This window comes from Alloprevotella rava, from assembly GCF_014195585.1.
GTDB classification, from domain to species: Bacteria; Bacteroidota; Bacteroidia; order Bacteroidales; family Bacteroidaceae; genus Alloprevotella; species Alloprevotella rava.
Genome location: NZ_JACICA010000001.1, coordinates 474,921 through 501,174 on the forward strand (window position 1 = coordinate 474,921; position 26,254 = coordinate 501,174).

At 43.2% G+C, this 26,254-nt stretch carries 24 protein-coding genes and 1 tRNA gene; 2 read left to right on the plus strand and 23 right to left on the minus strand.

Annotated features, from left to right (window positions below):
• Positions 1 to 3 precede the first annotated feature (3 nt).
• From FHS60_RS01840 to FHS60_RS01855, 4 genes are all read right to left on the minus strand, one after another.
• Positions 4 to 1,503 carry a reverse transcriptase domain-containing protein gene (locus tag FHS60_RS01840; RefSeq protein WP_183694207.1) on the minus strand — a complete coding sequence of 500 codons (1,500 nt, stop codon included), beginning with the start codon at positions 1,501 to 1,503 and terminating at the stop codon, positions 4 to 6.
• Between the two features lie 347 nt (positions 1,504 to 1,850).
• The gene (locus FHS60_RS01845; protein ID WP_183694210.1) at positions 1,851 to 2,699 is read right to left on the minus strand and encodes a WG repeat-containing protein; all 849 of its coding nucleotides are present in this window, start codon (positions 2,697 to 2,699) and stop codon (positions 1,851 to 1,853) included.
• A 51-nt stretch (positions 2,700 to 2,750) separates the two neighbouring features.
• The gene (locus FHS60_RS01850) at positions 2,751 to 3,833 is read right to left on the minus strand and encodes a helix-turn-helix transcriptional regulator (protein ID WP_183694213.1); all 1,083 of its coding nucleotides are present in this window, start codon (positions 3,831 to 3,833) and stop codon (positions 2,751 to 2,753) included.
• Between the two features lie 58 nt (positions 3,834 to 3,891).
• A complete protein-coding gene (locus FHS60_RS01855) occupies positions 3,892 to 4,287 on the minus strand; it encodes a hypothetical protein (protein ID WP_221189617.1) in 396 nt (131 codons plus the stop codon).
• 571 nt (positions 4,288 to 4,858) lie between these two features.
• Here FHS60_RS01855 and FHS60_RS01860 point away from each other — a divergent pair.
• The gene (locus tag FHS60_RS01860) at positions 4,859 to 5,119 is read left to right on the plus strand and encodes a membrane protein (protein WP_009347491.1); all 261 of its coding nucleotides are present in this window, start codon (positions 4,859 to 4,861) and stop codon (positions 5,117 to 5,119) included.
• A gap of 154 nt (positions 5,120 to 5,273) precedes the next feature.
• Here FHS60_RS01860 and FHS60_RS01865 read toward each other — a convergent pair whose 3' ends face one another.
• From FHS60_RS01865 to FHS60_RS01950, 18 genes are all read right to left on the minus strand, one after another.
• Complete coding sequence (locus tag FHS60_RS01865; RefSeq protein WP_244957392.1) at positions 5,274 to 6,284, minus strand: esterase-like activity of phytase family protein; 1,011 nt, start codon at positions 6,282 to 6,284, stop codon at positions 5,274 to 5,276.
• Between the two features lie 91 nt (positions 6,285 to 6,375).
• Positions 6,376 to 7,419 carry a GNAT family N-acetyltransferase gene (locus FHS60_RS01870; protein WP_183694222.1) on the minus strand — a complete coding sequence of 348 codons (1,044 nt, stop codon included), beginning with the start codon at positions 7,417 to 7,419 and terminating at the stop codon, positions 6,376 to 6,378.
• Positions 7,420 to 7,460: 41 nt separating this feature from the next.
• Positions 7,461 to 8,372 (minus strand): DUF2156 domain-containing protein, encoded by a 912-nt coding sequence (locus tag FHS60_RS01875; RefSeq protein ID WP_183694226.1) that lies wholly within the window; start codon positions 8,370 to 8,372, stop codon positions 7,461 to 7,463.
• Between the two features lie 63 nt (positions 8,373 to 8,435).
• Positions 8,436 to 9,092 (minus strand): NigD1/NigD2 family lipoprotein, encoded by a 657-nt coding sequence (locus tag FHS60_RS01880; protein ID WP_183694229.1) that lies wholly within the window; start codon positions 9,090 to 9,092, stop codon positions 8,436 to 8,438.
• Positions 9,055 to 10,203, minus strand: coding sequence for a 1-acyl-sn-glycerol-3-phosphate acyltransferase (locus tag FHS60_RS01885; protein WP_183694232.1), 1,149 nt, complete (start codon positions 10,201 to 10,203; stop codon positions 9,055 to 9,057). The genes FHS60_RS01880 and FHS60_RS01885 overlap by 38 nt, the downstream gene beginning before the upstream one ends.
• A gap of 79 nt (positions 10,204 to 10,282) precedes the next feature.
• Entirely contained in the window at positions 10,283 to 11,269 is a 987-nt protein-coding gene (locus tag FHS60_RS01890) for a D-alanine--D-alanine ligase (protein WP_183694235.1), read from the minus strand.
• A 15-nt stretch (positions 11,270 to 11,284) separates the two neighbouring features.
• A complete protein-coding gene (locus tag FHS60_RS01895; RefSeq protein WP_183694351.1) occupies positions 11,285 to 12,343 on the minus strand; it encodes an RluA family pseudouridine synthase in 1,059 nt (352 codons plus the stop codon).
• A 41-nt stretch (positions 12,344 to 12,384) separates the two neighbouring features.
• Complete coding sequence (locus tag FHS60_RS01900) at positions 12,385 to 13,065, minus strand: PASTA domain-containing protein (protein ID WP_183694238.1); 681 nt, start codon at positions 13,063 to 13,065, stop codon at positions 12,385 to 12,387.
• Between the two features lie 116 nt (positions 13,066 to 13,181).
• Positions 13,182 to 13,340, minus strand: a complete 159-nt coding sequence (rpmH, locus tag FHS60_RS01905) for a 50S ribosomal protein L34 (RefSeq protein ID WP_009347500.1) — start codon at positions 13,338 to 13,340, stop codon at positions 13,182 to 13,184.
• A 115-nt stretch (positions 13,341 to 13,455) separates the two neighbouring features.
• Entirely contained in the window at positions 13,456 to 14,544 is a 1,089-nt protein-coding gene (gene trpS / locus FHS60_RS01910) for a tryptophan--tRNA ligase (RefSeq protein WP_009347501.1), read from the minus strand.
• 347 nt (positions 14,545 to 14,891) lie between these two features.
• Entirely contained in the window at positions 14,892 to 16,124 is a 1,233-nt protein-coding gene (locus tag FHS60_RS01915) for an ABC transporter permease (RefSeq protein ID WP_183694241.1), read from the minus strand.
• 52 nt (positions 16,125 to 16,176) lie between these two features.
• Positions 16,177 to 17,337, minus strand: a complete 1,161-nt coding sequence (locus FHS60_RS01920; RefSeq protein ID WP_183694244.1) for an ABC transporter permease — start codon at positions 17,335 to 17,337, stop codon at positions 16,177 to 16,179.
• Positions 17,338 to 17,347: 10 nt separating this feature from the next.
• Positions 17,348 to 18,334, minus strand: a complete 987-nt coding sequence (locus FHS60_RS01925) for an HlyD family secretion protein (protein ID WP_183694247.1) — start codon at positions 18,332 to 18,334, stop codon at positions 17,348 to 17,350.
• A gap of 36 nt (positions 18,335 to 18,370) precedes the next feature.
• The gene (locus FHS60_RS01930) at positions 18,371 to 19,840 is read right to left on the minus strand and encodes a TolC family protein (RefSeq protein ID WP_183694250.1); all 1,470 of its coding nucleotides are present in this window, start codon (positions 19,838 to 19,840) and stop codon (positions 18,371 to 18,373) included.
• A 179-nt stretch (positions 19,841 to 20,019) separates the two neighbouring features.
• Positions 20,020 to 21,213, minus strand: coding sequence for a pyridoxal phosphate-dependent aminotransferase (locus FHS60_RS01935; protein WP_183694253.1), 1,194 nt, complete (start codon positions 21,211 to 21,213; stop codon positions 20,020 to 20,022).
• A 43-nt stretch (positions 21,214 to 21,256) separates the two neighbouring features.
• The gene (locus FHS60_RS01940) at positions 21,257 to 21,952 is read right to left on the minus strand and encodes a Bax inhibitor-1/YccA family protein (RefSeq protein WP_183694256.1); all 696 of its coding nucleotides are present in this window, start codon (positions 21,950 to 21,952) and stop codon (positions 21,257 to 21,259) included.
• Between the two features lie 35 nt (positions 21,953 to 21,987).
• The gene (locus FHS60_RS01945; protein WP_183694259.1) at positions 21,988 to 23,205 is read right to left on the minus strand and encodes a bifunctional 3,4-dihydroxy-2-butanone-4-phosphate synthase/GTP cyclohydrolase II; all 1,218 of its coding nucleotides are present in this window, start codon (positions 23,203 to 23,205) and stop codon (positions 21,988 to 21,990) included.
• Between the two features lie 49 nt (positions 23,206 to 23,254).
• On the minus strand, positions 23,255 to 25,207 hold the full coding sequence (locus FHS60_RS01950) for an LptF/LptG family permease (RefSeq protein ID WP_183694263.1): 1,953 nt from the start codon (positions 25,205 to 25,207) through the stop codon (positions 23,255 to 23,257).
• A gap of 171 nt (positions 25,208 to 25,378) precedes the next feature.
• Here FHS60_RS01950 and FHS60_RS01955 point away from each other — a divergent pair.
• Positions 25,379 to 25,452 (plus strand) — tRNA-Met (locus FHS60_RS01955).
• Between the two features lie 73 nt (positions 25,453 to 25,525).
• Here FHS60_RS01955 and FHS60_RS01960 read toward each other — a convergent pair.
• Positions 25,526 to 25,726 (minus strand): hypothetical protein, encoded by a 201-nt coding sequence (locus FHS60_RS01960; RefSeq protein ID WP_183694266.1) that lies wholly within the window; start codon positions 25,724 to 25,726, stop codon positions 25,526 to 25,528.
• Positions 25,727 to 26,254: the final 528 nt, after the last annotated feature.

The window sequence follows — 26,254 nt, forward strand, 5'->3', positions numbered from 1 at the left end:
GCACTAATTTAATAGTTTGTCCAAATCATCATTCAATTCATCTATGTCAACAGGTTGAGCTGGTGATACAGTTACCTTGTCTGAACGATGAACGAGCCAGAAGAGTTTTCCTTTTGCATCTCGACAATTGGATATTGACAACAACTCCTTTCGGTCTTCGTCTTCTTTTTTCAATGACTTGTTCACTGATGCCTTTTGCATTCTCCCACCTAATTTAAAGGATACATAGCGATGAGGAATGAAATTCTCAGAGATACTCTTTTGTGTATCTTCTGTTGCCTCTTGGGACGTATGTTCGGTGTAGAACTCTTTGGGCTTAGTTGTCACTATAGTGATTGTCGTGTTATTCTTCTTCTCAAACTCCAATACTGGCAATGTCTCAACGTATGTGATTCCTTGTAGAGTCGTCTTTGTATCGTCATGAAGTGAGTTGCACAATGCGTCAAATTGGCTTCTCAGTCTCTTGTAAACGCTGTCGTCTTCACCCTTCACCATTTTAAGATACATAAGTTTACCGTCCAACACGTTCACCATGTCAGGATTACCCTTCTTCACATGTCCTTTGGCTTCTTTGTATTTGGGGAAGAATTTATTGAATGCGGTGTCATAGCCGTATTTATGCCATATGTAGAGAATGTTGCGTATGTCGCGAACATATTTTTGGGACACATTGAGTTTGTCACTAACGATGATGCCTGTAACTTCCTGTCGTGAGCCAAACTTCTGTAGCCTTGTCTTGGCTTCATTCATTGTGAAGCCTTGGCTTTCGATTATTCGTTTTAGTTCTTTTCTGAACTCCCCTGAAGTTTGATAAACATTGTGCATTGAGCTAAATGTGATGTCATCAGCATATCTGGAATACACAACGCTAAAGCGTTTTGCCAATCCTGCCAGCCTGCGATCCAAATTGTCACAAATCATATTTGTTATGATAGGTGATGTTGGTGCGCCTTGAGGTAAGACAAACTTGATGTTGCCATCTTCGGTTTTCTCTTTCATAGAGCACAGACCTGCAAGGATATTGGCTATCGATTGTTTGAAAAGCAAAGGCTTCAATTGTAACCTTTTCCATACTCTCGCTTGATGGATACTTGGAAAGAAATCTTTCAGGTCGGTGTTGAAAACATAGTTGTGTCCTTTATGCTTGTTTGCATTAGTCACAACGGAACGACCTTCGGTAAATCCCATGGCATAATCAGAAGGGGTGTATACAGCCTTGAATACTTCATTTACATATCGCAATAGCAACATAAAACTTTGATTTCTCGGTGCCGTTATCAGCCTAAAGCCTCCTGATTTCTTTTTAATCTTGAATTGCTTATATCGATGAAACGAATTGTTGGGGTTGCAATAATAATTCAGGTGTTTCATCGTGAATGGATAGAATTTATCAGACATACCATATTCAGTCATCTCATCCTGCTTTATCTGGTTGAGAAGACGAAGGAGATCCTCTTTTGTCTCCAATTGTTGTGTGGCTTTTGATATACTATTCTTATCCATACTTGTTTATATTTAAGAAGGTGACATCGGAAACGACAGACATTCATTTCTTTATATAAGAAAATAAGACTATTAAATATAAAAACAACATAACACAATAGAAAGCACATACAACGTATGTGCAAGTCTACGTTAACGTGATAACATTGTTATCTCTATATCCCGAAAGATAATGAGACATCATGCGAATATACCTTCTTAAAAGAAAGCATGGCTTTCACCCGCAAGACGAATTCAAATTTATGTCTGCCGCCCCGAATGTCAAAGACCTCTTTTTATTTTCTGATGCAAAGTTTCTACATTGTCACGAATTCTTTGTTCGTTGTTATGCGTAAATTGCAATATTACTAATCAATATTCCAATAAGCGTCAGGATCGCCATCAAAAGCATCGTCTATCACATCGTCACTATATCCTTCCACATCTTGGGCATACGAACCAGCGTATTCACCAAAGTTTGTACCATAATCATCGACATTGATATCATAGTTATCCGAGTGATTGTCCTTTTCTTGGGTTTTATCCATATCCAATAGTTCAGAAAGAATGACATCATGGGCAACATTACCTTTTACGACCTTGGTTGTAACACGTTTCTTGTCATAAAAATTCCATATATTATCATACTCTAAAGAGAGGACTTCTTTGCCATTTTCATTTATCAATCCCCACTTGTTACCATTCTCTTTTTGCCCATTTGTCACGTTTCCTATTTTTACCCTTGCAAGACCCTTGTCGAATCCGTCAATCCAATTATATTTTCCAAAAGGAACAACTTCTGTTCCATCTATATTTAAAACTGCATATTCAAAATGATTATTTTGGACAGTATATAGTTTCTTGTCTCCAATAGCTGGTAGCAAAAGATAAAATGATGGTTCAAAGATTGTCTCGCCTTTATAATTAATAAGTCCATACATCGGACGCTTATATGTGGAAACTTTTCCTCCACTGCGAGGGAACCCATAGAGGTCGTCTACAGTAACCCTTATATTATCGTTTTCTTCATAACACTCACCATAGTACATGCTGAATTGCGGCTTTACTACGATGTATCCTTCTTTATTTACAAACCCTATTTTGTCACCACTTGTGAAAGGAATAAGAAGCCTATCATCATCTTGCATATTATATGAAGATGCTGGTACTAAAACTTTAGTATATTGATTAACTGACAGCAATTCTTTCTTTTCCATATTATATCATTTTATGTTTCGTGATGCAAAGTTAAATATGTAGTACGAATTCTAAGTTCGCATCTCCAGAGATTTATAATTATCAACCATTTCCGTTATTCTGTTTTCTATCTTCTTCCGTATTATGACTGGTGTAAGGACTATAAGTTCCTTGCCAAAGCTTGTAAGTTCACGAATAAGTTCATAATTCTCCTTGCAATCTATGCTGAAGAATCTTCCATTAGAACGTGTCGGATATATTTTCCTAAGCTTCTCTTCTTCACTTCCGCTTATGTTTTTTTGAGAATCGTGAATAGGTTTTGTTGCAACATAATCTTTTGAGATATCACTAACCCAGAAAACTATATTGTACACAGGACTTTCCTCGTTTATCGTTACACCTAGTGTATCGTCAAAGATTTCGCTTATTTCACCATCATAATCTATAAATTTATGCGAAGGTAACGGAACCACATTGTCGATTCTATCAAGACTGAAACAAAGTAGTTTCCTATCTGATTCAGCTGCTGCAAACAGAAACCAACGTCGATTATATTCTTTCAAAAGATACGGATGTATATTGACTGTTAACCCTGTGTGCGGTGAAGAAAACTTATGATAATGCAATTCCACAACCTGTCGATGTGAAATAGTGGTAAAAAGTTCACCAAGCAAATTGGAATTTTCCAAAGGATTCTTTGTTAAAGATATTATCTTTCTTTCATTTCTTCTTACACCTAATCCGAGTCTTAACCCTTCCAAAGCATCCAAATTGGGAAGTCCTTCGAACTGTCCAAGCAATGAAAGTGCTTCTTTCAGCAGATACTCCTCATCATCACTCAAATCTTTCTTGAAAATAGAGAATGAGGGGCTTGTATATCTGAGACAGCGTTTGTTGTATGACTTCTGCTTCTCGCTATTATAACCAGGAGTACTATAACGTTCAATTTCTACCAAGAAAGGTCCCTCATATTCTAAATAGAAAAGATCCTTCTCGATAGTACGACGTCCAACGCCATTTGTATCAGGATACAATTCGGCAAGACGCTTGTTGACTTCTTCTGTTAAATCATCAAGCGAATAGTTATGATACCGACAACTAAGCAGATCGTCAAGTATCTTATATCGAGTCATCGCATTTTTATTAGCTGGCATTACTTCTCCATTTTAATGGTACAAAAGATACATAGATATAACGAACTCTATATTCGTATTATTGTGTTGAAGTATAATCTTTTCTATCTATTTCTTTCCTCAACTGCGCATTATCATACGCCAAGAATATCGTCAAGAACACAGAAACGGCAAGGGCACAAGCCATGCAGATAATCAGGAACTGACAAAAGTGCTTACTTCGATACATTCTTTTTATCCAATACCAGGGATATGTCATGAATATGAAGCGTGGTAAGTCATTCAATGTCTTTGGCATAGATGGTGGCTCTATAACCTTGGATTTCTTCGCTTGCATAAGCTTCATCATTGCAGTATATCGCTTTTCCGTCAGTTGGATATTACGATTAAGAGTCTCTGCATTTTTATTGCAGTTAGCTGTAACGGTGTTATACATATTGGCAAGTTCCGTAAAGGAGTCAACAATCTTATCCACATATTTCTCATCATCATAAAGGCGAGACTGCAAGGGCACAGCACTCCCTCGGTGTTTTTCATTCCTCAAGCAGCCACCGCAAATAACCTAGAAAGCCAAATAAATTAAAAATCCTTATCTTTGCCACCATAAGGCAAGTGTCAACCTAAAACAGATTTAGGAAACAACAATGACAACCTCCTATAAACTTAATTTCAGGAGCTGTCAACCAAAATATATTTTAACAAACAGAACTGTCAACCTTTTTCAGTACAGAGCAAAATACAATAAGCCTGTCAGCTGACAGCCTTATTGTGTCAGCTGGCTTCCTTATTGTGTCAGCCGATATCCTTATTGTATTTTTGAGACTGCTTATTGGGTAAAGGCATAGCTCTATAACGCCGTTTTTTTTCAAAAAGATTTCAATGTTTTTTTTACTTTGCACACGCTTTTTAGGCACTTCTTTTTCTTCGTTCCAAAATCCTTTTTCTACCTTTGCTGCGGTAGTTCGGGATAACAATGCTTAAAATATGAAGTTTTTAGGACTGCCAGAACTTAAGTTTTATTTACTCTTAAAACAAAGCAAGAACTAATGAAGAAAGAAAAGTTTTTTGAAATGATGGGATGGATTGGTACAGTAACAGCAGTATTAATGTATGTATTCTATTTCCCGCAAATTGAGAACAATTTAGCAGGTCATAAAGGAACCTTCATTCAACCATTTATGGCAGGTGTCAACTGTGTGCTTTGGGTATCATACGGGCTCTTCAAAGAAAAGCGCGATTGGCCAGTAGCCATTGCCAATGCCCCAGGTATTATCTTTGGTTTTGCCGCAGCTTTCACAGCACTTTAATATATAAATATATCCCTTTCTGCAGCTTTTATCGGTGCTGGAAAGGAAGATGTTTCTAAAACAAAAGGCGCACAAATGTGCGCCTTTTATATTTCTAAGCGTAAAAGATCTTACTCTTTTCGTTATTAAAGTATTGAAAATGCAGGATTTGTGGCTATGGTAAAACAATAACTTTGATGTAATCTTTCAAATGAAAGATGCCTTTGCCAACAGATGCTTGACTGTCATTGACAAGCAGGAGAGTCTGTCGGCCATCATCGAGACGGCGACCAAGACACATACCCTCATAGTTGGCATAAGAAAAAGAAAGTGGCGTTATCTCCGTCTCAACACTACACAAAAACTCTTTATTCACGAATTTGTCCGCTGATAGTTTCGAGAGAGGTGTGGATGAATCTATCTTATGTTCGCGCGACGGATTAACAATATAAAGACGGCTCACACTCTTTGCTCCTATATAATCGTTAGGAACATTGAGTTCTCGTTCCATTACAATGAGTCTACCATCAGGCAAGGCACAGAGATCACTCACCCCAAAACAATAGTATCTCCCTGTTGCTTGCAAACCAGGTGCATCCATCCGGTAAGCATATTGTCCCACAGGCTGAAGATCATTACCAAAACTCTGCAAGCGCAGTAGGTTTGTGGCCGTCATGTTCCTAGAATGGACATAGTCGCCGTCAGATTTCAATGTGCTTTCGGTGGTAGTCCAGAAACGACCAGTTGTTGCATCATAGCTGAGCGACTCAAAGCCGTAGTTGTGGCGAATATTAGGAACGCCAAACTCATCAGGGATATTCAAGCCGCGCCCTGTTGGCACACCATTCAATCCATATTCCAGAATCTGCTGATCGCCTTCTCCGCTAATGAAAACTGTATTGAGTGATGGATTATAGGCCACTCCCTCACAATCGCGCAGGGTAAATCCGCGACTGTCGAGTTGTGGACGGGGATTTCCTTTGAATTCAGAAAGACCGACATACTCCACTTGCCCTGAGATGGGATTCTGCACAATGCGAAATTCAAAAAAACCATCTTCAGGTTCTTTGTCGCTGACCATGACATAACGATCGCCATGAATCGGAGCAATACCACTGAAATTGGCAGTACCCACTCCCCACTTTGAAAGGCGTTGTTGCTTGAGTTGGACCACAGGTTGCGCCATAACTGCTAGCGCGGTCAAAAAGAATGCTGAAAAAAATATTGTGAGTCGCATAATATTGTCTAACGCTATAATGTCCTCAAATATTGCCTACTTACTCATCGAGCATATTTCTGACTATCACGGGCTGAGAGCCGAGGAACATCGCAGCAAGTCCACCAGGGGTAATAATCTGACTGGGACGATCCTCCACAATAAAGACTTCTCCGCCACGCAGCATATAATATCCGTTGTTTTCAGGCACATCTAGATCGCCATCAATACCAATGCTCAGCTCAAAACCAGGATGCTGGAGCAAAATGGTCTTGAAGAATTTAACAACATTAACAACACGAGCCATAGCATAAGGTTGTGCTCCCTTTATGGCTCCCGCGCAAGCACCACGATCGTAGATGTGCTCCACTGCATACTTACGACAGAGGTACGTCACAAAGAGGTTCTGAACCCGATAGTCACTCACCACAATGTCGCGCAGCATCACGCGACCGTCGGACTCTTGTACACCCCAGCACAAACCAACAATCCGCGACTTATTACGAGCCACAAGAACAAATCCTCCTTCTAAATCGCAGGTCTCTAAGGCTGCAAAAAAATCGTTCAGAGATGATTTGAAAATAAAAGGATAAGTACGACAGCGTTGTTGGTAATAGACATAAAGATTTTCTCCCCATTCTTCGGGCTCCTCAATCACGATGTGAGCATCTTCTTCGCCCGTGGGCGTAAGCTCCACTTCTGCACGGAAAGTAGAGGTCCAAAAAGCACCATGCTGCGGCCGTTCGTAGAAATGGCGTAGTTCTTCATTACCAGGAATGAGATAACTCAAAACGCCTCCCTGCTCATAGAGTCGACGATGACCCTCACTAATAATCTGTGAAGCCAATCCATACCCACGATACTCGGGCAAAGTGCCTACCCCACTGAAATAACCTGTATGAACAGTACTGCCGTAGAAATTCATACTATAGGGCAACAACTGTCCTGCAGCAACCACTTGAGTCCCCTCGCGGCGTGTTATGTTGGAGGCATCGGTATATTTATCCTCAAAATAAATATCTAGAAACTCTTCGCTATCTGTTGGAAAACAAGTTTTCCAAAGTTCGCGAGTCTGTTGTTTGAGTTCTTCAGGAGTAAGAAGCATATCGAAAGAATTATTTTTACGATGAATAGATGTGTGCAAATTTAATCCATCTTCATTGGATGTCGTTCCATAACGGTAAATTTATTGAGCAAAAAGGCAGGACGATAGCTCTCCTTTGAGCGGCGTAAGCCTGGAAGCCCCAAATCTTCTTCTCGATTTATATAGACGTATTGCTCAGGCAGGTGACGCGCAAATTCGCGATTGATCATGGCAAAAGCTCCCTCAAAGTTGAAATCGGCTTTCTCTGCACAGGTGTCAAAAGTGTCATAGTTGACTGGCCCACCATAGGTGAAAGCGATGATCTTCCCTTCTACGCGGAGCACTCCACCAAAGGCTCCCAACTCTTCCCAATGAGAAAAGACGTACTCAATACTGCGCCGCTCGGCATTAGCTGAGAGCCGCCCCGAAGGAATCTCATCTTTCTCTTCCTCCCATTGTTCGCGAAGTTCTAAACATTCTGGAATGAACTCAGATGTGAGGGGGAGATATTCATAATTGGGATAGAGTTTTTCAAACTTATTGGCATGATTGCGCTTTGGCTGGAGTTTTTTTCCGGCCAACGTAGCCAACGACTCGCGATAATAAATGTAGTCGGTATAACTACGGTCAGCCGTAGCATAAAAGTAGTCGGGCATAGCTGCGTTAATATAGCCCAACTGCGCTTCTGGGCAGCCCAACATCAAGAAAGGGGCTTCCTGTTGGCGAGCATCTTCGAGCAAATCGCCAACAACAGCGGCCCAATCCCCATGCCCCACTGGGGCTAAATAGGCGTTATGTCCTTCGGCTTTAAAGCGGAAAAGCAGCCAATCATCATGATAGGCCACTTGCGTATCATAAAGAAAACGCCAACTCATCAAGTTCAAGAAGTTGAGATCACAATTTCGGCATTCGCTCTCACGAACAACCTCTTGAATACGTTCTCGATCAGCCAATTCTATAGGATGGAAATCCATTTAGTTCTGGTAGTTTAGTTTAAAATGGCAGTACTTAAAGAAGCTACTGCCTAAAGGATTGAATCAATAAACTTGTGTTATTGAGGTTCGCCTACCTTTCTCGTCCACATAGGACAAGCGGATGCTGTCCCCCTTCGAGAGGTGTGGGAGATGAGAATCAAGGCGGCAAGAAAAATAAGTATCACGATAGTAGGCTTTTCCGTCTCCATTCTGAAAATGAAAGAGCTGCAAATTCAGCGTCTGCGTGTGCGCTCCGTTTTCTGAAAATCCCTTATCAACAACACCCAGATAATGGCTACGCTTTGCTGGACCAGTGGGCAGCGCTACAAAGAAATTAAGGTACCGACCGCCCAGCCACATCGACCGCAGTAGCAGGGCATCAGTTCGGAGAACAGTATCGGGGATTTGCTGAATGGAACAGGTTAATACAGGCGAAAGGCGCGTCAGTTCAACTGTCTTATCCGTGCGTACATAAAGCGCATAGGCTCGAAAAGCTGAGTCTGGTTGCGCCGCCATAATCCGATTGGTCACTGAAAGGGTATCGCCATTATCTAAGACTATTTGAGACACTGTTTTATCCCCTCGCGACATTGCTTCAACCAATCCTTGCTCATAATTCTGCAAAGGTCTGCCCTCATCGTCGGAACAAGCCGACAACAAGGTGCAGAGCAGTAGAAATGCACTAAAGCACGCTTTCATGATTGAAAACAGGATTGGCATACATTTCCAGTATGCGTTCACGCAGAAAAGCTTCATCCTTGTTCGGGATAATTATCTTGGCCAACTGGCCTGACAAATATTTCTCAAAATGATTTTTTTCGTCTGCTGAGTAATGACTGGCATGATCAGCATTTCCATGAAGCAGATCGGCAGCAACATAATTACCAGGGAATAAACGATAGTTGCGATAGATTTCTCGGTCCATACGCTGAGCTATTTCTCCAAAGAATTCTCCCTTAGGAGCATCTTCCAGTTCGTCTAACCAATCATTGATAGGCGTACCCATAGCAAAATGTACGTGTCCCTTAAAGCCAAAGATTCCTGTTTGCATATTTAGCAAATCATCCTGCTTACTCTTTTTGAAATCTGCGTTGTCTCGTTTCAGTTGGAATTCCTGTGCTTTGAGATAGTCGCAAGGGTCATATTCGTAAGAAAGACTCATTGGCACAATATTCATTTCTTTCAGATTACCCAACGGAGTTCCTGTTCCACCCATGGCTACCATTTTTAAGACGGCTTCAGCTGTTTTATCGTTACTATCCTTCGCGCGCCCTTCGCGTTGTGCAATCCAAATAGGGTTCTGCTTCTCGCGAATGACGAAGTGCATATAGCTACTCATTTTCTTACTTGCTGCAAGCATTTCACGAAGACCGAGACTCCGCTGAACGATAAACGCTTTGTTAAGACGTACAAAATGCTTAATCCAAGGGTAAATAAGGAGATTATCACCAATCGCTATTTCTTGCGTTGTAGAGAAACCATTCTTTATAAGCAACATAGCCAAAAGCGCAGGGTCTAAAACAATATCTCGATGGTTAGAAATGAACGTGTAAGCTTTGCGCTTATTCTCTATTTTCTCACAGTTGAGGTCGTAGCCCAAACTTACTTTGCTCATCAACTTATCTATGTACGTATAGATAAATTTCTCTTGAAAATCGATCACTTCTTTACACGAATAGATCCCAGCTTTGAGCTGTTCAAATGCCATTTCGGGAAAGAGTTGCTGCAGGATGCCGCAGAACTGTTCGTCAGCGAGCAGCGCATCGAACGTAGCTTTCAAATCTTTCGCTTCATAGCAGCGAATATCGTCATATTCTGCAGGTGTTTCCATATTGTTTCGGTTTTAAAAAAGACAGCTCCACGCCAACAGGCCTTTAAGAGTTGTTGGTATGGAGCCGATATGTTGAAAATTAGAATTTACCTTTGATAATCTCGGAAAGGACATCTCCAGGCTTACGCCCTGCAGCGCGTATCTGCTGCGGGATAAAACTGGTGACGGTCATACCAGGAGTTGTATTTATCTCAAGCATATTGATTTGCTCATTGCCTGCTTCGCCCGACAGAATATAGTCGATACGGATGATGCCGTAGCAACCGAGAATTTTATAGATGCGCTTCGTCATTTCACTTACGCGCTTCGCAGTTTCATCGGCGATGCGGGCTGGCGTGATTTCACTAACCTTGCCGTTATACTTCGCGTCGTAGTCGAAGAACTCTTGGCTAGTCACTACCTCTGTGATGGGGAAAGTTACGATCTCATCGCCTTGTTTGTACGCACCACAAGTGATTTCAGTGCCCACCATGATTTTCTCTATCAACACCTCATCGCTTTCGTTCATTGCTTTCTCAATGGCTGGTATGAGGGCTTCAGCAGTCTTTACCTTTGTTACGCCGAAGCTGCTACCGCCTGCATTGGGCTTTACAAAGCACGGCAGCCCTAAACGACTTACGACTTCCGTCTCCACAGGCATTGTGTCGCCTTTGCGCACCATGATGCTGTCAGAAATGTGCAGTTCGGGGAAGGAACGAAGAAAGTTGTTCAGGGCAAACTTATTGAAAGTAATTGCCTCGACAAGTACACCACTCGTGGAATAAGGCATTCCTATCAGATCGAAATAGCCTTGAAGGATACCATCTTCACCTGGCGTTCCGTGAATCGTTATGTATGCAAAGTCAAACTTATGCTGCCCGTCACTGGCCGTAAAGGAGAAATCGCTGCGATTGATAGGACAAAGCTCACTACCATAATGTGCTGTCCAACTGTTCTCTTCTATGTCAACAACGTAGCTATCATATTTCTCGTTGTCCATGAAAGAGAGAATTCCCTCTGCACTACGCAGAGAGACATCATGCTCAGAGGAATAACCTCCGGCTACAATTGCAATAACTTTTTTCATTGCTATCTTGTATGTTTACTTAATTCCATTAAAATATGTTCGCCAACGCTCGAGGAGCTGGGCCATATCGCAAGGTATTTCGGACGTAAAATCGAGTTCTTTCCCTGTTGTGGGATGCTTAAAACCGAGTGTGCGAGCGTGGAGAGCTTGACGCGGGCAGATTTCAAAGCAGTTGCGGATAAAGCTATTATAGCTGCTTGATTGTGTGCCACGTAAAACTTTGTCCCCTCCATAGCGTTCGTCGCAGAAGAGCGGATGTCCTAGATGTTTCATGTGGGCTCGGATCTGATGGGTTCGTCCTGTTTCAAGAATACATTCTACAAGCGTGATGTAGCCAAAGCGCTCCAATACGCGATAATGAGTAACGGCGTGCTTACCTATTTCCGAATCAGGAGGGAATACTGCCATCTGCAATCGGTCCTTTGGATTTCGGGCGATATTACCAACAATTGTTCCTTCCTCCTCCTGGAAATTTCCCCACACAAGGGCATTATAGCGACGCCGCGTTGTTTTGTTGAAGAATTGCAAGCCCAGTTTGGTCTTGGCATCGGGTGTTTTGGCTACAACAAGAAGTCCGCTAGTATCTTTATCAATTCGATGGACGAGCCCCACTCCTGGATCATTGGGGTCATAGTTGGTGTCGTCGCGCAGATGCCAGGCAATGGCATTCACAAGTGTTCCGGTGTAGTTTCCCCACCCTGGATGAACCACGAGGCCTGCGGGTTTATTGACCACCATCAGTTCGCTGTCTTCATAAATAATATCAAGCGGAATATCCTCGGGCTCTATTTTGTTTTCATAGCGAGGATGGTCAAGAAGTAGCGTAACAACATCGAAGGGTTTTACGCGATAATTGCTTTTTACAGGCTTTTGGTTGACGTGAATAAAGCCTGCTTTGGCTGCCAACTGAATACGATTACGAGACGTATCGGGCAGATGAATCATTAGGAACTTATCCACACGCAAAAGTTGCTGACCTTTATCGGCCACCACGCGGAAATGCTCGTAGAGGCCTCCGCCCATCGAGTCGTCTTCTGACTCGTCAAGAAGTTCTTTATTATCTTCTTCCGGCATATTTGGAAGAAGAGTGTCCTCTGTTTCTGCTGAAAACTCCGTCATTCGGAAATATGGATTGAATCGTAATCGTTGTTTTCATAGAGCGAACGCATAGCGTCGAGTTCGGCTTCGCTCGGTCCGTTGATGACATAGTCAAGACTGTCGTTACCATTATACTCGTCTTGGGAATTTCCATCACCCACAACAAGCGTAAGGGGTACGTCAACCGACACTCTCTGCCCTTTCACAACATTTCGACCATTCACCTCAATGCCGTAAACCCAATCCTTATCGCCTGTAACATACTTCGGAGCTGTCAACTTGAAGCCCATAACTTGCAACTTGGCCTCGGCTTCACGAAGAGAACAGTTGTCGGCAATATCGGGAATAGCAACAGCACGTGCTGAAGCCGCATTGATAGTAAATTCTATGACACGCCCTGCTTTAACTTTCACACCAGGACGGATGGATTGATCTAGGACCGAATTAGGAGGCAGTGTGCGAACATAGCCCGTATCACGAACTTCTGCCTTGAGTCCCATGTCGTTGAGTTCTGCTACAGCCACTTCGTAACTCTTACCGCGCAGGTCGGGGACTGTTACTTCTTGTCCGTGGCGTGTATAAACTCCAAGGAAGGAGGAAACGCCTACTATCAGCAGCACCGTGAGCAGTATCATAGCTAGTATATTGCCTACAATGCTCTTGCTGCAAACTTTCTTGAAAAACTCCTTAACCGTCATGGGTGATGTTATCTTTGACTTATGGGGTATAACCTCGTATTCTCTTGCAAAGGTACTATAAAAAAACGAGAGAAGCATTTGCCTCTCTCGTAAATCTCAAAGTCTCAAAAAGAGAATTACTTCTTACCATGAACTTCGTCAGAAACAGTGAGCTTCTTGCGGCCATGACGGCGACGTGAAGCGAGCACGCGACGACCGTTAGCGGTCTGCATACGATGACGGAAACCATGCTTGTTGTTTCTCTTTCTGTTGTGGGGCTGGAATGTACGTTTCATTTTTATTTTGTCTTTTTTATTTTTTGTTTCGTTCTTTTCAGCTGACGCAGTCTATGCGTTTCGGGGTGCAAAGTTAAGAAGAATATTCGAACTCTCAAAGAGTTAGCCTGCAAAATTATTTTGCATAACGCTTCACTTGCTCTTCAATAAGTGCTGTATCGTCGAAATAATTTATTTTCATTGCACGTTTTACCTCCGAAAGCGTTGCTGCTGCGGCTTCGCGAGCGTGTTCTGTTCCCTTGCGCAACATCTCGTAGACGGCCGGGATGTCTTTCTCAAATTCAGCACGACGCAAACGCATAGGTTCTAGTTCGGCTTGCAAGATATTGTTAAGGAACTTTTTCACCTTTACGTCGCCCAATCCTCCCCGTTGGTAATGCTCTTTCACTTCGTCAAGATTCTTATAGTCTGCCCAGAATTCCTCAAAATGTTCGGGGCGGCAGAAAGCATCAAGATAAGTAAAAACTGTGTTGCCTTCAATATGTCCTGGATCTTCCACGCGCAAATGTTCGGGATCAGTGTACATCGACATAATTTTTTTCTTCATGTCCTTAGGATCTTCGCTCAAATAGATACAATTTCCTAAACTCTTTGACATTTTGGCCTTGCCATCTGTTCCTGGCAGACGCAAACAGGCTGCATTTGTTGGCAGGATTATCTGCGGCTCTACAAGGGTGTCGCCATAGATATGATTGAAGCGGCGCACAATCTCTGTGGCTTGTTCAAGCATTGGCTTCTGGTCTTCCCCGACGGGTACATGTGTAGCCTTGAATGCCGTTATATCTGCAGCTTGAGAAATGGGATAAGTGAAAAATCCAACGGGTATACTTGAATCAAAGCCGCGCATAGAGATTTCAGTCTTCACAGTTGGATTGCGCTGCAAACGACTCACGGAAACGAGATCCATATAATAGAAGGACAGCTCAGTGAGTTCTGGAATCTGACTCTGAATAAAAATCGTAACTTTATTAGGGTCTAAGCCAACGCTCAAATAGTCCAAGGCTACCTCTATCACGTTTTGGCGAACCTTTTCTGGATTCTCCATATTATCGGTCAACGCCTGAGCATCAGCGATAAACACATAGAAATCCTTATAATCATCAGTATTCTGAATCTCCACGCGACGGCGAAGAGATCCTACATAGTGTCCAATATGAAGGCGACCTGTTGGGCGGTCGCCAGTAAGATAAATTTTGTCTGACATATCAAAATACGTATTTTGCGGTGACAAAAGTACAATATTTTCGCCACAAGACAAACCTTTCCGTTCTTTGCAGACGGAACAGGGGGCGAATGATACCAGTTGGCCTCTTTCAAATTCTGTTACATTAGAAAGCATCTCTTTATAAAAAGAACGCTATAAATACAACTCGTAGTTTTCTGTCCATAAATATCCTTATTGTATTTTAAATTACAATAAGGCTGTCAGCTGATAGAATAAGGCTGTCAGCTGACACAATAAGGAAATTTTTCTTCGTGTGTAGAGCTATGCTAAGTTATAGTCGAGGCAGATAAAAGGGGGAAGAGATGTGATAAGGACAAAATGTTGTTCTATTTGCGCTTTCTTTCTTTCCTTTCTCGATACATCTCAATGAAGCGACGACGGCTGCGGCGAATGTTGAGGGTGTAGATGATACAAGTGGTGGTGAAGTAGAAAAAGGTTTGTATCCACAGCGCGTGCCATTCGGGTTTTACATCTCCCATTTCTGCACCTAAACTATTGATTTTGATATAGGCATTTACTCCAAAAGTGGAGGGGAAGAGGTAGGATACATATTTCCAAAATGTGGGAATGCTTACTCCTGGCCAACTGACACCAGAGAGGAATAGCAGTGGAACAGATGCAAAGACGATGAGCATGAAGCCTGTTTCGCGTTGGCGAATCAAGAACGTGACCGTCATAGCCATAAAAATGATGGCCAATAGGAAAGGAATGGCAATGAGCCATAGGTCTAAGGGATTGCCTATCTGCGGTAGGCAGAAGATGCGCGGTACTACTTCGAGCACAAAAGCGATGTTCCAGAGATAGACCAGCAAATAGGCAAAGCCTTTGCCGAAGACAATGCGCAGCATACCATTGAAATGACTGTTGATGGGCTGCAATTCGCGGTAGCGGTTACTTTCGTTGTCTGTTCCGGCAGAGAGTCCAACGCCTAAAACGAGTGTTTGTTGCAGCACAAGGATGAGAACGGCAGGAATGAGGAATGCTGCGAAGCCCGTTTGAGGATTGTAGAGGTCTACTTGCTCATAGCGTATGGGCATTTGCGTTACTTTGTCTTGTTCAACCGTTGTACTAGGTTTTCTTTGCACCTTTATGTCTGCATTCATGGCTAGCGACACATTGGTGTTGGCGAGAAGCAGTGCTTTATAGTAAAGAAGTCCGCTCATATCTGCATACACACCAACATGAGCTTGCTGCATGGTGTTGATGTTCCGTGTGAAGTCAGAGGGAATACGGACGATGCCGTAAACTTCACGATTCTTGATGAGCTGTTCTGCCTCGGCCATACTCGTGCAATGAGCCACAATGTGAACATCGGGTGTGGCATCTACATTGCGAATATACTGTCGCGATAAAGCCGTATTATCGTAGTCGACAACAGCAGTGGGAACTTCGCGGATCACTTCGTTATTATAGATGAACGCGTAGAGCAGCGGGTATGCTAGGGGAACTAAGATAAAGAAGATAAGCACGCCTTTATCCTGGAATACTTTCTTCAATTCGGCTTTGAAGATATAATTCCAATCATCTAAGGCTTGTCGTCCATTCTTCAGTATTGACATAATGATATAAGTTTTACAATTACCTGTAAAAGAGTAAATGTAGAGTCAGAGGTTATGGTACATATTTCACAGTGAGGAGTTCACGCTTTAAAATGGGGGTTGTGATGATAGCTAGGAGAATGAAGCCGGCGAGGGCTACCAGGTATAGCCAAGCATTTGTGAGGTTGTAGCCATCAAGCGCGCAGTTAACATACAGAATGAAATAGTGACGGAGTGGGAACAACCAGGATAGGCCTTGGAGTGCAGGGTGCATTGCCATGACAGGAAACGACATTCCGCAGATACTCAGCGAGAGAACTCCCCATAGAGAGGCAAAACTTAGTCCTAATCTTAGTGTGGGAAGTATAGTAATCATAAGAATGCCAAGCGCTTCGCAGCTAAGAATGAAGAGCGTCATGAGAATCAGCATATCGGTAATTCCTGAATTGCAGGGGAAGTGCATATATCCATAGAAGTAGAACACTATGGTCCACCCCACAAGGAGAAATAGGAGAGTATTGGGTAAGAGTTTTCCAATGAGAGCCACGTGCATATTGCCGCGTGCTTTTAGAATCCAATCGTGTGCTGTGCCTTCTTTGATTTCTGTACCAATGCTATAAACAGTCATCATGAAGAGGAAAATACCTAGGATGCCAGGAACAATCGTATTACTCAAATAGATGTTGTAGTTGAGCCAAGGGTTATTGATAGCATGAGAATCGACAACAATAGGTTGCAAGAAAGCAAGAGCCTGTTGTTCTGTAGCACCGCGTGCATAAAGAACCGAACGCCCTGCTGAGGCAGAGGCCAATTCGGACATCATACGCATATCGCGCATAACGAGTGAGCCTGCTACGAGGTAAGCATAGTTTGTGTAGAACGAGATCGTAGGGATTTTCTGCGCATTGGCTTTTGCGGTTGTTCCTTTGGGGATATAGTAGAACGCATAAATATCTCCACGCTGCACAGCCCGTCGTGCACTACTCACGTCTGGGTAGTTTTGAATGATGGCTGTTTGCTGAAACGCATCAAGGTTGCGTGCAATCTTCCGCGTTGTGGTGGTGTTGTCCTGGTCTACAAGTCCGATGGGAAGGTTTGTGGGAAGCCCCTGCCACATGATGGTTGTGAAGAAGACAACGCAGAGAAGGGGAGCAAAGATGATGGAAAACCAATAGATGGGGTTATTCTTCATCCGATGGTATTCCCGTTTGGCTATTTTTGTGATCTCCTTCATGACAACATTGTTATTTTAAGAGTACGGACATACCAGGACGTAGGCCGTCAACTTTTTTTGTGGGGCGTACCTTTACTTCAAAGGTTTTCATATCAAATTGTCCAGTGGATTTTGTGGCTTTCCATGTGGCATAACTGCCCAAATTTTTCATATAGAAAACTTTGGCTTCCACCTCTTTGTTCAAAGCAGGGATATTCACTTTGACCGTTTGATTCATGCGGAAAAGCTTCAAATTGTCCTCTCTCACATTGAAAGTCATCCACATATCGTTCATTAATGCAACATTCATAACGGGGGCACCCGTACCAACAAGTTCTCCTACAGAAGGAAAAATCTCGGTTACTTCACCATCGGCCGACGCTAAGAGATATGTTTCTTTGATGTATGAACTCACTTCTTTAATGGCTCCGCGTGCTTGGTTGACAAGTGCACGTGCTGCTTCTTTGTCCTCTATGCGAGCACCGTTAACCGCCATATCATATTGCGACTTTGCCGCCTTTTCTGTGGCAATGGCTGCATCACGTTGTGCAGTGACTTCGTCCAGCTTCTGAGCAGGGAGCACTCCTTCGTCGGCTAAACGCTTAACGCGTGCCCAAGATTTTTCGGCAATCGTAACACCAACTTTGGCTTTTTGCCACATATCATAGGCTCCTTGGATCTGCTCTTTGCGTGCTCCATTGTCCGCTTTCTGGCTCTGTGCTGCTGCGGCATTCTCCACGGCTTGAGCTTGCTCCAGTTTGGCCGTTACTTCAGGCGCTTCGAGAACAGCTAAAGTGTCGCCTGCGTGAACATACTGTCCCTCTGTAACATAGAACTTCTTGATTCGACCAGGCACTTTGCTAGATACCCGATATTCTGTGACGTCGGCTTGTCCCTCAAGTGTTTCGTCTTCGTTGCGGAAGGCGTAGAGACTTGCCAATACCACTAAAATGATCACAGTAAGAAGAATGAGGATTGCGGGAATTAAATTGACTTTTCCTTTATTATTAGTAGCCATATTTATTGATGAAATTACAGATGAATGAACGATTGTTTAATTGAGCGTACCGAGGGCTTTCTGCAAGCTAGTTTGTGTTAGTTTGCAGTCTATTTCTGCGTCGATTTTTTCACTATGTGCTTGCAGCCAAGCTGTTTCGGCTGAGAGAACATCGGTCATGGTGATAACGCCTTCTTTATACCCCAATGTTGCCACTCTTAGGTTTTCGTTGGCTTGTTCAAGATTCTTTTGCGCCATCATTAGTTTTTTGTTGGCTTCATTCACACGGAATGTTTCTTGGTTTACTTGTAGCTCGATTTTCTCTCGTGCTTCGGTGGCACGCAGTGTCGTGATAGCTGCTTCTGCCTTGGCGGCGCGCACTTTGTAGCGTCCTTCGCCCCAGCTCCAGAGAGGCATTTTTAGCGTGATACCAACATGCCAGTCTCCGCGAAATTTCTTTTCAAAACTATTGTAGGCATTGGGGTAGGTGAGTCCGTATCCGGCAAGCAATGCTACTTGTGGAAGAAATTCTGAGCGTACGATATTGATTTTTTCATCGTAGATGTTTTGAGCTGTTTGCAGCTGGCAGAGTTCAGGGCGGTTGTTGAAAGCCGTTTCAACATCGGGAGTTGCATTTTCATTGCAAACCTTAAGATCTTCTTGGGTCTCGTCCTCCGTTGTTACTTGTTCTTCGAGTGGTAGACCACAAAGTTGGCAGAGCAACATCCGCGACAGGGCCAATCCATCTTCTACTTTCGTTACTAGCATTTCTGCTTCGTTGAGTTTTACAGCTATTTGTAGCCCATTTGCTTTTGTAGCTATGCCTTCACGAATCATTTTCCGCACATCGTCGTCCAGCTTTTTTAATGTGTTACGATAGCTCGTGGCCAACTTGTGTTTGTTCGCCAGAGAAACGACTTGCCAATAGGCTTGGTCAGTTTGAAGCAAAACTTCCTGCTCATCGCCGCGTAGCTTTTCATTGGCTAAGTCCTGCTGATAATGTGTGATTTTGTCGTAGGCTCGAATTTTTCCACCCATATAGAGCGGTTGTGTTAAAATCACAGCTCCTGCTGCCATATTGCGATTGTCTGTTCGGAAAGCATCGACGACCCGTTGGCCAGCTCCATCAATGATGTTGCCCACACTCTGAAGTATAGGTGTTAGTTGTTGAATGAGCGGCGCGAGACTCGGATTCTGTTGTAACAGTCGTTGGGCCGTTTGTCCAAAGCCGTTTACAAGAGCTGTTCCGTTTCCTGTGAGTGCATTTTTCTGTTCTTTATTAAGAATAGAAAACTCCTTTCCCGAGCGCATATAGCCAGCAGTGGCCGAAAGTTTTGGAAGATAGTTGGTCTTTGCTGCCTTTTGGGTATATTCTGCCACTTCTTGATTGAGTCGGCTTTGTGCTAAAAATTTATTATTGTCTATGGCAAGTTTTCGGCATTCTTCCAAAGAAAGCGTGCGCTGTGCTTGTAAAGGCGGAAGAAAAAGAAGAGCAATTGCCAAAGAAACGATACAATGCTTAATCATAAGTATTTGTTTTTACCTATTATAAATTACTCTGCAAAGTTAAAATGTTTTTTATAGGCGGAATAAAAAATCGGACTTTTTGACCAAATAAAGCATAAAAAGAAAAAGAACTGCCGCTTACGGTATTGAGCTTGGTAAGCGGCAGTTTTAATAAGTTATTTTGTTAAAAAAGGTTCGTCTTATTTCAGAAGAGCTACAGCCTCTTTTATACGCTTCAGTGCTTCAATGATATTCTCATCGCTAGTGGCATAACTCATACGGAAGCATTCGGGACTACCGAAAGCATCGCCACCAACTGTGGCTACATGTGCCTTTTCGAGTAGGTAGAGCGCAAAGTCGGTAGAATTATTGATGACGTAATCTCCATCGCGCTTTCCAAAGTAGTAGCTACATTTCGGAAAAAGATAGAACGCTCCTTCTGGAACATTCACTTCAAAGCCCGGAATCTCTTTAGCTAATTTTACGATAAGGTCGCGGCGACGCTCAAAGGCTTTGCGCATTTCTTCAATACAATCCTGTGGGCCAGCAAAAGCTACTACGGCTGCTTTTTGGCTCACACTGCATGGGCCGCTAGTGTATTGTCCCTGAAGCTTAGAGCAAGCTTTCGCGATTTCAGGAGCTGCTGCTAAGAAACCGATGCGCCATCCAGTCATGGCATAAGCCTTGCTCACACCGTTGATGACAATGCATCGGTCTTTCATGCCCTCACATTTTGCTAAAGAGCCGTGGATTCCACTGTAATTGATGTGCTCATAGATTTCGTCCGCAATGACAAATACGCGGGGATAGCGGCGAAGCACTGCTGCCAAAGCTTCCATTTCCTTTTGGCTGTAGACAGAGCCAGTAGGGTTGCAGGGAGAGCAGAGGATGATAGCTTTGGTTTGTGCCGTAATGGTAGCTTCAAGTTGGTCGGGAGTGATCTTGAAGTCTTGTTCAATGGTTGCGCCAACATAGGTCGGTGTACCGCCAGCCATCAGCACCATCTGCGGATAGCTCACCCAATAGGGGGCTGGAATAATAACCTCATCGCCAGGATTAACAAGGGCCATAATGGCATTGCAAACAGCTTGTTTGGCACCATTGCCCACAACAATTTGGGCAGGCTCGTAATCCAGTCCATTCTCGTTTTTGAGTTTGTCACAAATAGCTTTGCGCAAATCAGGATAGCCAGGCACGGGCGAGTATCTCGTCCAGTTGTCATCAATAGCCTGTTTTGCAGCATCTTTGATGTGTTGTGGCGTGGGGAAGTCAGGTTCGCCTACGGACATATTAATGATGTCAATACCTTGTGCTTTGAGTTCAGCACTTTTTTGCGACATAGCCAGTGTTGCACTAGGCTGTAGTCGGTTCACGCAATCTGATAGTACGCTCATTGATATTAGGATTAGATATGATAGTCTGTTTTTTCAGCTTTCTTTAATAGTCCTTGAAGAGGCGGAGCAGATAAAGGAAGATGTTGATAAAGTCAAGGTAGAGCTCCAAGCTTCCTATAAGTGCTAACTTCAAGGTGTTCTCATTTTCCTCATCGCCCATTTCTTGTAGCATGATTTTGATGCGCTGTGAGTCCCAAGCTGTGAGCCCGCAGAAGATGAGCACACCAGCGATTGATACAAACCAGTCAAAAGTGTTGTTTGTTACAAAAAGGTTTACAATACCTGCAATGATGAGTCCGATGAGTGCCATATAGAACATACGGCCCGTGATACTCAGGTCTTTCTTGGTTATATAGCCTAGAAGTGCCATACCACCAAATGTTCCAGCTGTGATAAAGAAAGTAGTGGCGATGGTGTTAAACTCATATACTAAGAAGATGAAACTCATCGTTACGCCATTGAGTATGGAGTAGAGACCAAATGTAATACCTGCTGTGGCAAACGACATTTTCCAAATGCGAGTGGAGAGAAAAATAACGAGTAAGAGTTCAATGCCGATAGCACCAAAGAACCAGCCTTGTGAAATATGATAAATTGCGCCAGACTGTGCAACCCAAGCGGCGGTCAGTCCTGTCATCGCTAAGGCTAGTGTCATCCAAAGATACACTTTGCGTATAAGAGTGCCGAAGGCAACTTTCGTTTCAGTTACCTCTCCATAATTGTTATACCTATTCTCCATAATAGTGTTTTACTAATCTACTGAATTACGTTTACTTACTTCTCGAAATGCAGTTTGTGTCCCATACGATCCTTCTTTGTGCGGAGGTAGCGTTCATTATATTTGTTAGGTTGAATTTCGATGGGGACATTTTCAACGATTTCCAAACCATAAGCTTCCAAGCCTACGCGCTTCACGGGATTGTTAGTCATAAGTCGCATTTTGTGCGCACCAATGAGATGCAGGATTTGTGCACCTACACCGTAGTCGCGCTCATCTGGGTCGTAGCCTAAGTGAATATTAGCATCCACTGTGTCGTAGCCTTCTTCTTGTAGCTTGTATGCTGCGATTTTTGCCATTAGTCCGATGCCGCGGCCCTCCTGATTGAGATAGAGAATGACTCCTTTGCCTTCTTCCTCCACTATGCGCATGGCGCGGTGAAGTTGTTCGCCGCAATCGCAGCGTTCAGAGCCGAAAATATCTCCAGTGGCGCAAGATGAGTGGACACGTACCAAAACGGGCTCGTCCTTTTCCCATTTTCCTTTGATAAGTGCTACATGTTCTTTTCCGTTACTTTTTTGACGGAAAGGAATGAGGCGAAAGTCGCCGTATTCGGTGGGCATTTTAACTTCTTCACCTTGTTCGACGAGGCACTCAGTTTTTAAGCGGTAGGAAATTAGGTCTTTTATTGTTATCACCTTTAGTCCTTCTTTCTGAGCAAACTCTTGTAGTTGCGGCATTCGAGCCATCGTTCCGTCTTCGTTGAGAATCTCAATGAGACAAGCGGCAGGCTGCAAACCAGACAAGCGTGCTAAATCAACAGCGGCTTCAGTATGTCCGGCGCGCGCCAAAACGCCTCGATCTTGTGCATACAGCGGGTTGATATGTCCAGGGCGGCCGAAGGTCTCGGGGCGACTCTTGGGGTCTGCTAAAGCGCGAATGGTGGCTGCTCGGTCGTGCGCACTTACGCCTGTTGTGCAACCTTCCAGTTTGTCGATCGTAATGGTAAAAGGAGTGCCTAGCATACTGGTGTTGTCGTTTACCTGTCGATCTAGTTTTAGTTCGTTGCAGCGTTCAATAGTGATAGGGGTGCAAAGAACTCCGCGTCCATAGCGGAGCATATAGTTGACAGATTCTGGAGTGGCGAACTCCGCCGCCATGATGAGGTCGCCCTCATTCTCGCGATCTTCATCATCGACTACGATGACGAACTTTCCGGTGCGGAAGTCTTCTAGCGCTTCGTCAATAGTTGCCAATTTGAAATTTTTATCCATAAGGAGAAATCTATTTTATGTTGACTCATCTCTAGTACGAGCAACGTTTCTATTCGTTATTAGTTGTAATTGTATCTTGTGGTAAATTTTCTTGCTGCTTTACTTGTTCTCTTACATATTGTTCCAGTAGGCTCAATGCTTCGTCAATGCGCTTCATATCCTTGTTTAGACGAAAGCGGAAACGCCATATACGTAGCCATAGAAGAAGTCCAATAGGGAAGATAACGCCACAAAGGATATTCAACTTTCGATTTATGAAAGGTGACGTGTGAGCGTGAATGTAAATAACGGGTAATGTGTTGAGAATACTCAAGATGCGAGAGCTTCGAGTATTTGAAAGTTCTTCTATCATAGCCTCTAACTCATTGCTAATGCGTTCAGCATGCCTGTCCACTTGTGGGCGGAAAAAGGCGCGAATATAATTAGGAGCCATTTGTAGCCGCTTTAGCTCTTTGTAGTTACGACAGTATTCGCGCAGTTTTGGAATATCTGTAGACAATCGTGCATAGTCTGGTGTGTCAATAATAACTTCCTTGCGGAAGAGATGACGAGGAGTGCGCCAGCCGAAGAAGCGCATCAATATGTTTTGGTACGTTTCCCAATTAAATACAACGCTGTCGTTGTTTGATTTATATGTTAAGTATGCTCCCAGGGGTGCCAAAATAGCAGAACTGATCCACATACCATAGGTCATGTTGAGCGAACCATCGCGCGCCATTTTCATACTTGAAGTGTCAATGATGTAGTAGAAAATGAAGATAATCACGCTGACCACAGTAGGTAGGCCTAAGCCTCCTTTGCGTATGATTGCTCCTAGAGGAGCACCAACGAAGAAGAAAAATAAGCAAGCTAGGGATAATGTGAATTTGCGATGCCATTCAATCCAGTGGGTACGGATGAAATGGTCGCCATCGTTGGTCACCGCACTTCGCCATTCTAGGTCAGCAGCAAAAGCTGCGGCATTGGCTTGGGCCATTTGGCGTGCCGATTGTACGCGTTCCGGTGTGTTGTGGGCTAGGAGAGAATCGAAGTTGAGCCCGCGTGATGCCAGCGCAACTTTGAGCAGTTTGTTTTGTGCAGCATTGAGTTTGGGATGTTGATAATAGCGAGATTCTGCTTCCGCATAGTATGATTTTCCCACACTGTCTAATTGTGTTTCCATCGAGTCGATGTCGTTGCGAAGACGTGTGAGATTCTTTGCTGAGGCCATTCCGCGCAACTGTTCCTCGTCCATTTTCTCAAAGTTGCTGTCAAAATCAATGATAAATCTTTTGTATTTAAAAGTCTCGCGGTCGTAGGGCGTGCCGTTAGGTGAACTGAGCACACTCATATTGCTCTGAAGATTCTCAAATTGCTCACCATTCCAAATGTCTAATATGAGGTGCATACGATCAGCCGTAACCTCCATTCGTCCAGAATCGGCTACAACAATTTGTGCCTTATCAAAACCTTCGTCAGTTTTATACACCATCAAGTTGTAGAGCATTCCTGTTGATATTTCTTTATGCTCTACGAACAAATTTAGGTTGGGTATACCATTATAAAAAACCCCCTCGGGGATTTCCAGTGCTGGAGAAGTTTGTTTCATGCTCAGCAGCAAAGTGCGGAGCTTGAGCTGAGCTTCTGGAGCTGTTTTGTTTTGGAAATAGAAAGAAGTTCCTGTTAGAAAGACCACTAAAACTAGTATAGGTCGCATGATGCGTAGCAGGGAAACACCTGCAGCTTTCATCGCAAGTAGTTCCAACTGTTCGCCCATATTACCGAAGGAAATGAGCGACGCCAACAAAATGGCAAGAGGGAGAGAGGTTGGTACCAAGGATAATCCCATGTACCAAAAGAATTCAGCAAGAATGTCAACGGTGAGCCCCTTTCCGATAAGCTCGTCCACATAGCGCCATGTGAACTGCATCATAAAAACAAAAAGAGTGATAAAGAAGGAACCGAAGAAAACCCAAAGGAATTTCTTCAGTATGAACATATCGAGCTTCTTTAATATAGTCATCGTAAATTCTTTGTATGAGCAAAAGTAGCATATTTTTCGCATGTGTACTCATCTTATATAAAATAAAACCGCGCGATGGGGCGTTTAGCACTTTTTTTTGTTTTTTTTCAAGAAACGTTTGGTAGTATCATTAGTATGCACTACTTTTGCACTCGCAAATCAGCAATACCTGGCGCGGTAGCTCAGCTGGTTAGAGCGCATGATTCATAATCATGAGGTCCCCAGTTCAATCCTGGGCCGCGCTACAAAGAAAGGTCTTAGTTCAGTTATTTAACTGCATTAAGACCTTTTTCTTTGCGTTTTCTTTTCTGTATACTTTTATGTCCACAATTTGGCTGCGATCGTAGCGTATTCTACTTTTCCGTCAATATAATCAGCAAACATCTCGATGGCAGGCATACCGTCGGGGAGATTGCACGATCCACAGCCTCCGCAGTCTGGATATTGGCATTTATATCGTTCGTGGATAAAGAAAAGTCTTTCTTCGCGATCTGAAAAGTCAATTTTTGGAGCTATCATGATAGAAATAATTTTTATCGAAGTTAAGAATGACGATTGATGTTTTCTGTCCACAAAATTAAGTATTTATTTTGCTCTTGTCTGCTAATATTAGAAAAGTAGCAAATGTTTTATGATATGAAATATAGTATCCTTTTCGCTTTCTACTATAGGTGAAATTCTGAATATTTCAAGAGTCTTACCAAATCACCTCTTGTCGTATCCTCTTTTACGTTTGCCGTTGTCTGTATCCTTATTGCGTTTGAGAATACAATAAGCCTATCAGCCGACAGCCTTATTCCGTCAACCAGCATCCTTATTGTAGCGGCGCGCATGATAAGGGAGCTAAGCAATGAGGATATATACCCTCCTCTTCCTATGTTGTTTTTGTGTTGTCACGTCGTCATGTCGTCACAGTTGTGTTGTAAGCAATTGAAAACGTTTTTATTACACGTGTGACAACAGGGTGACAACAAAAAGAGGAAATATTTTTGTTGTCACGCACCTAAGCTTCTGTCTATTAGTGTGTTCGGTTCTCTGTGACAACGT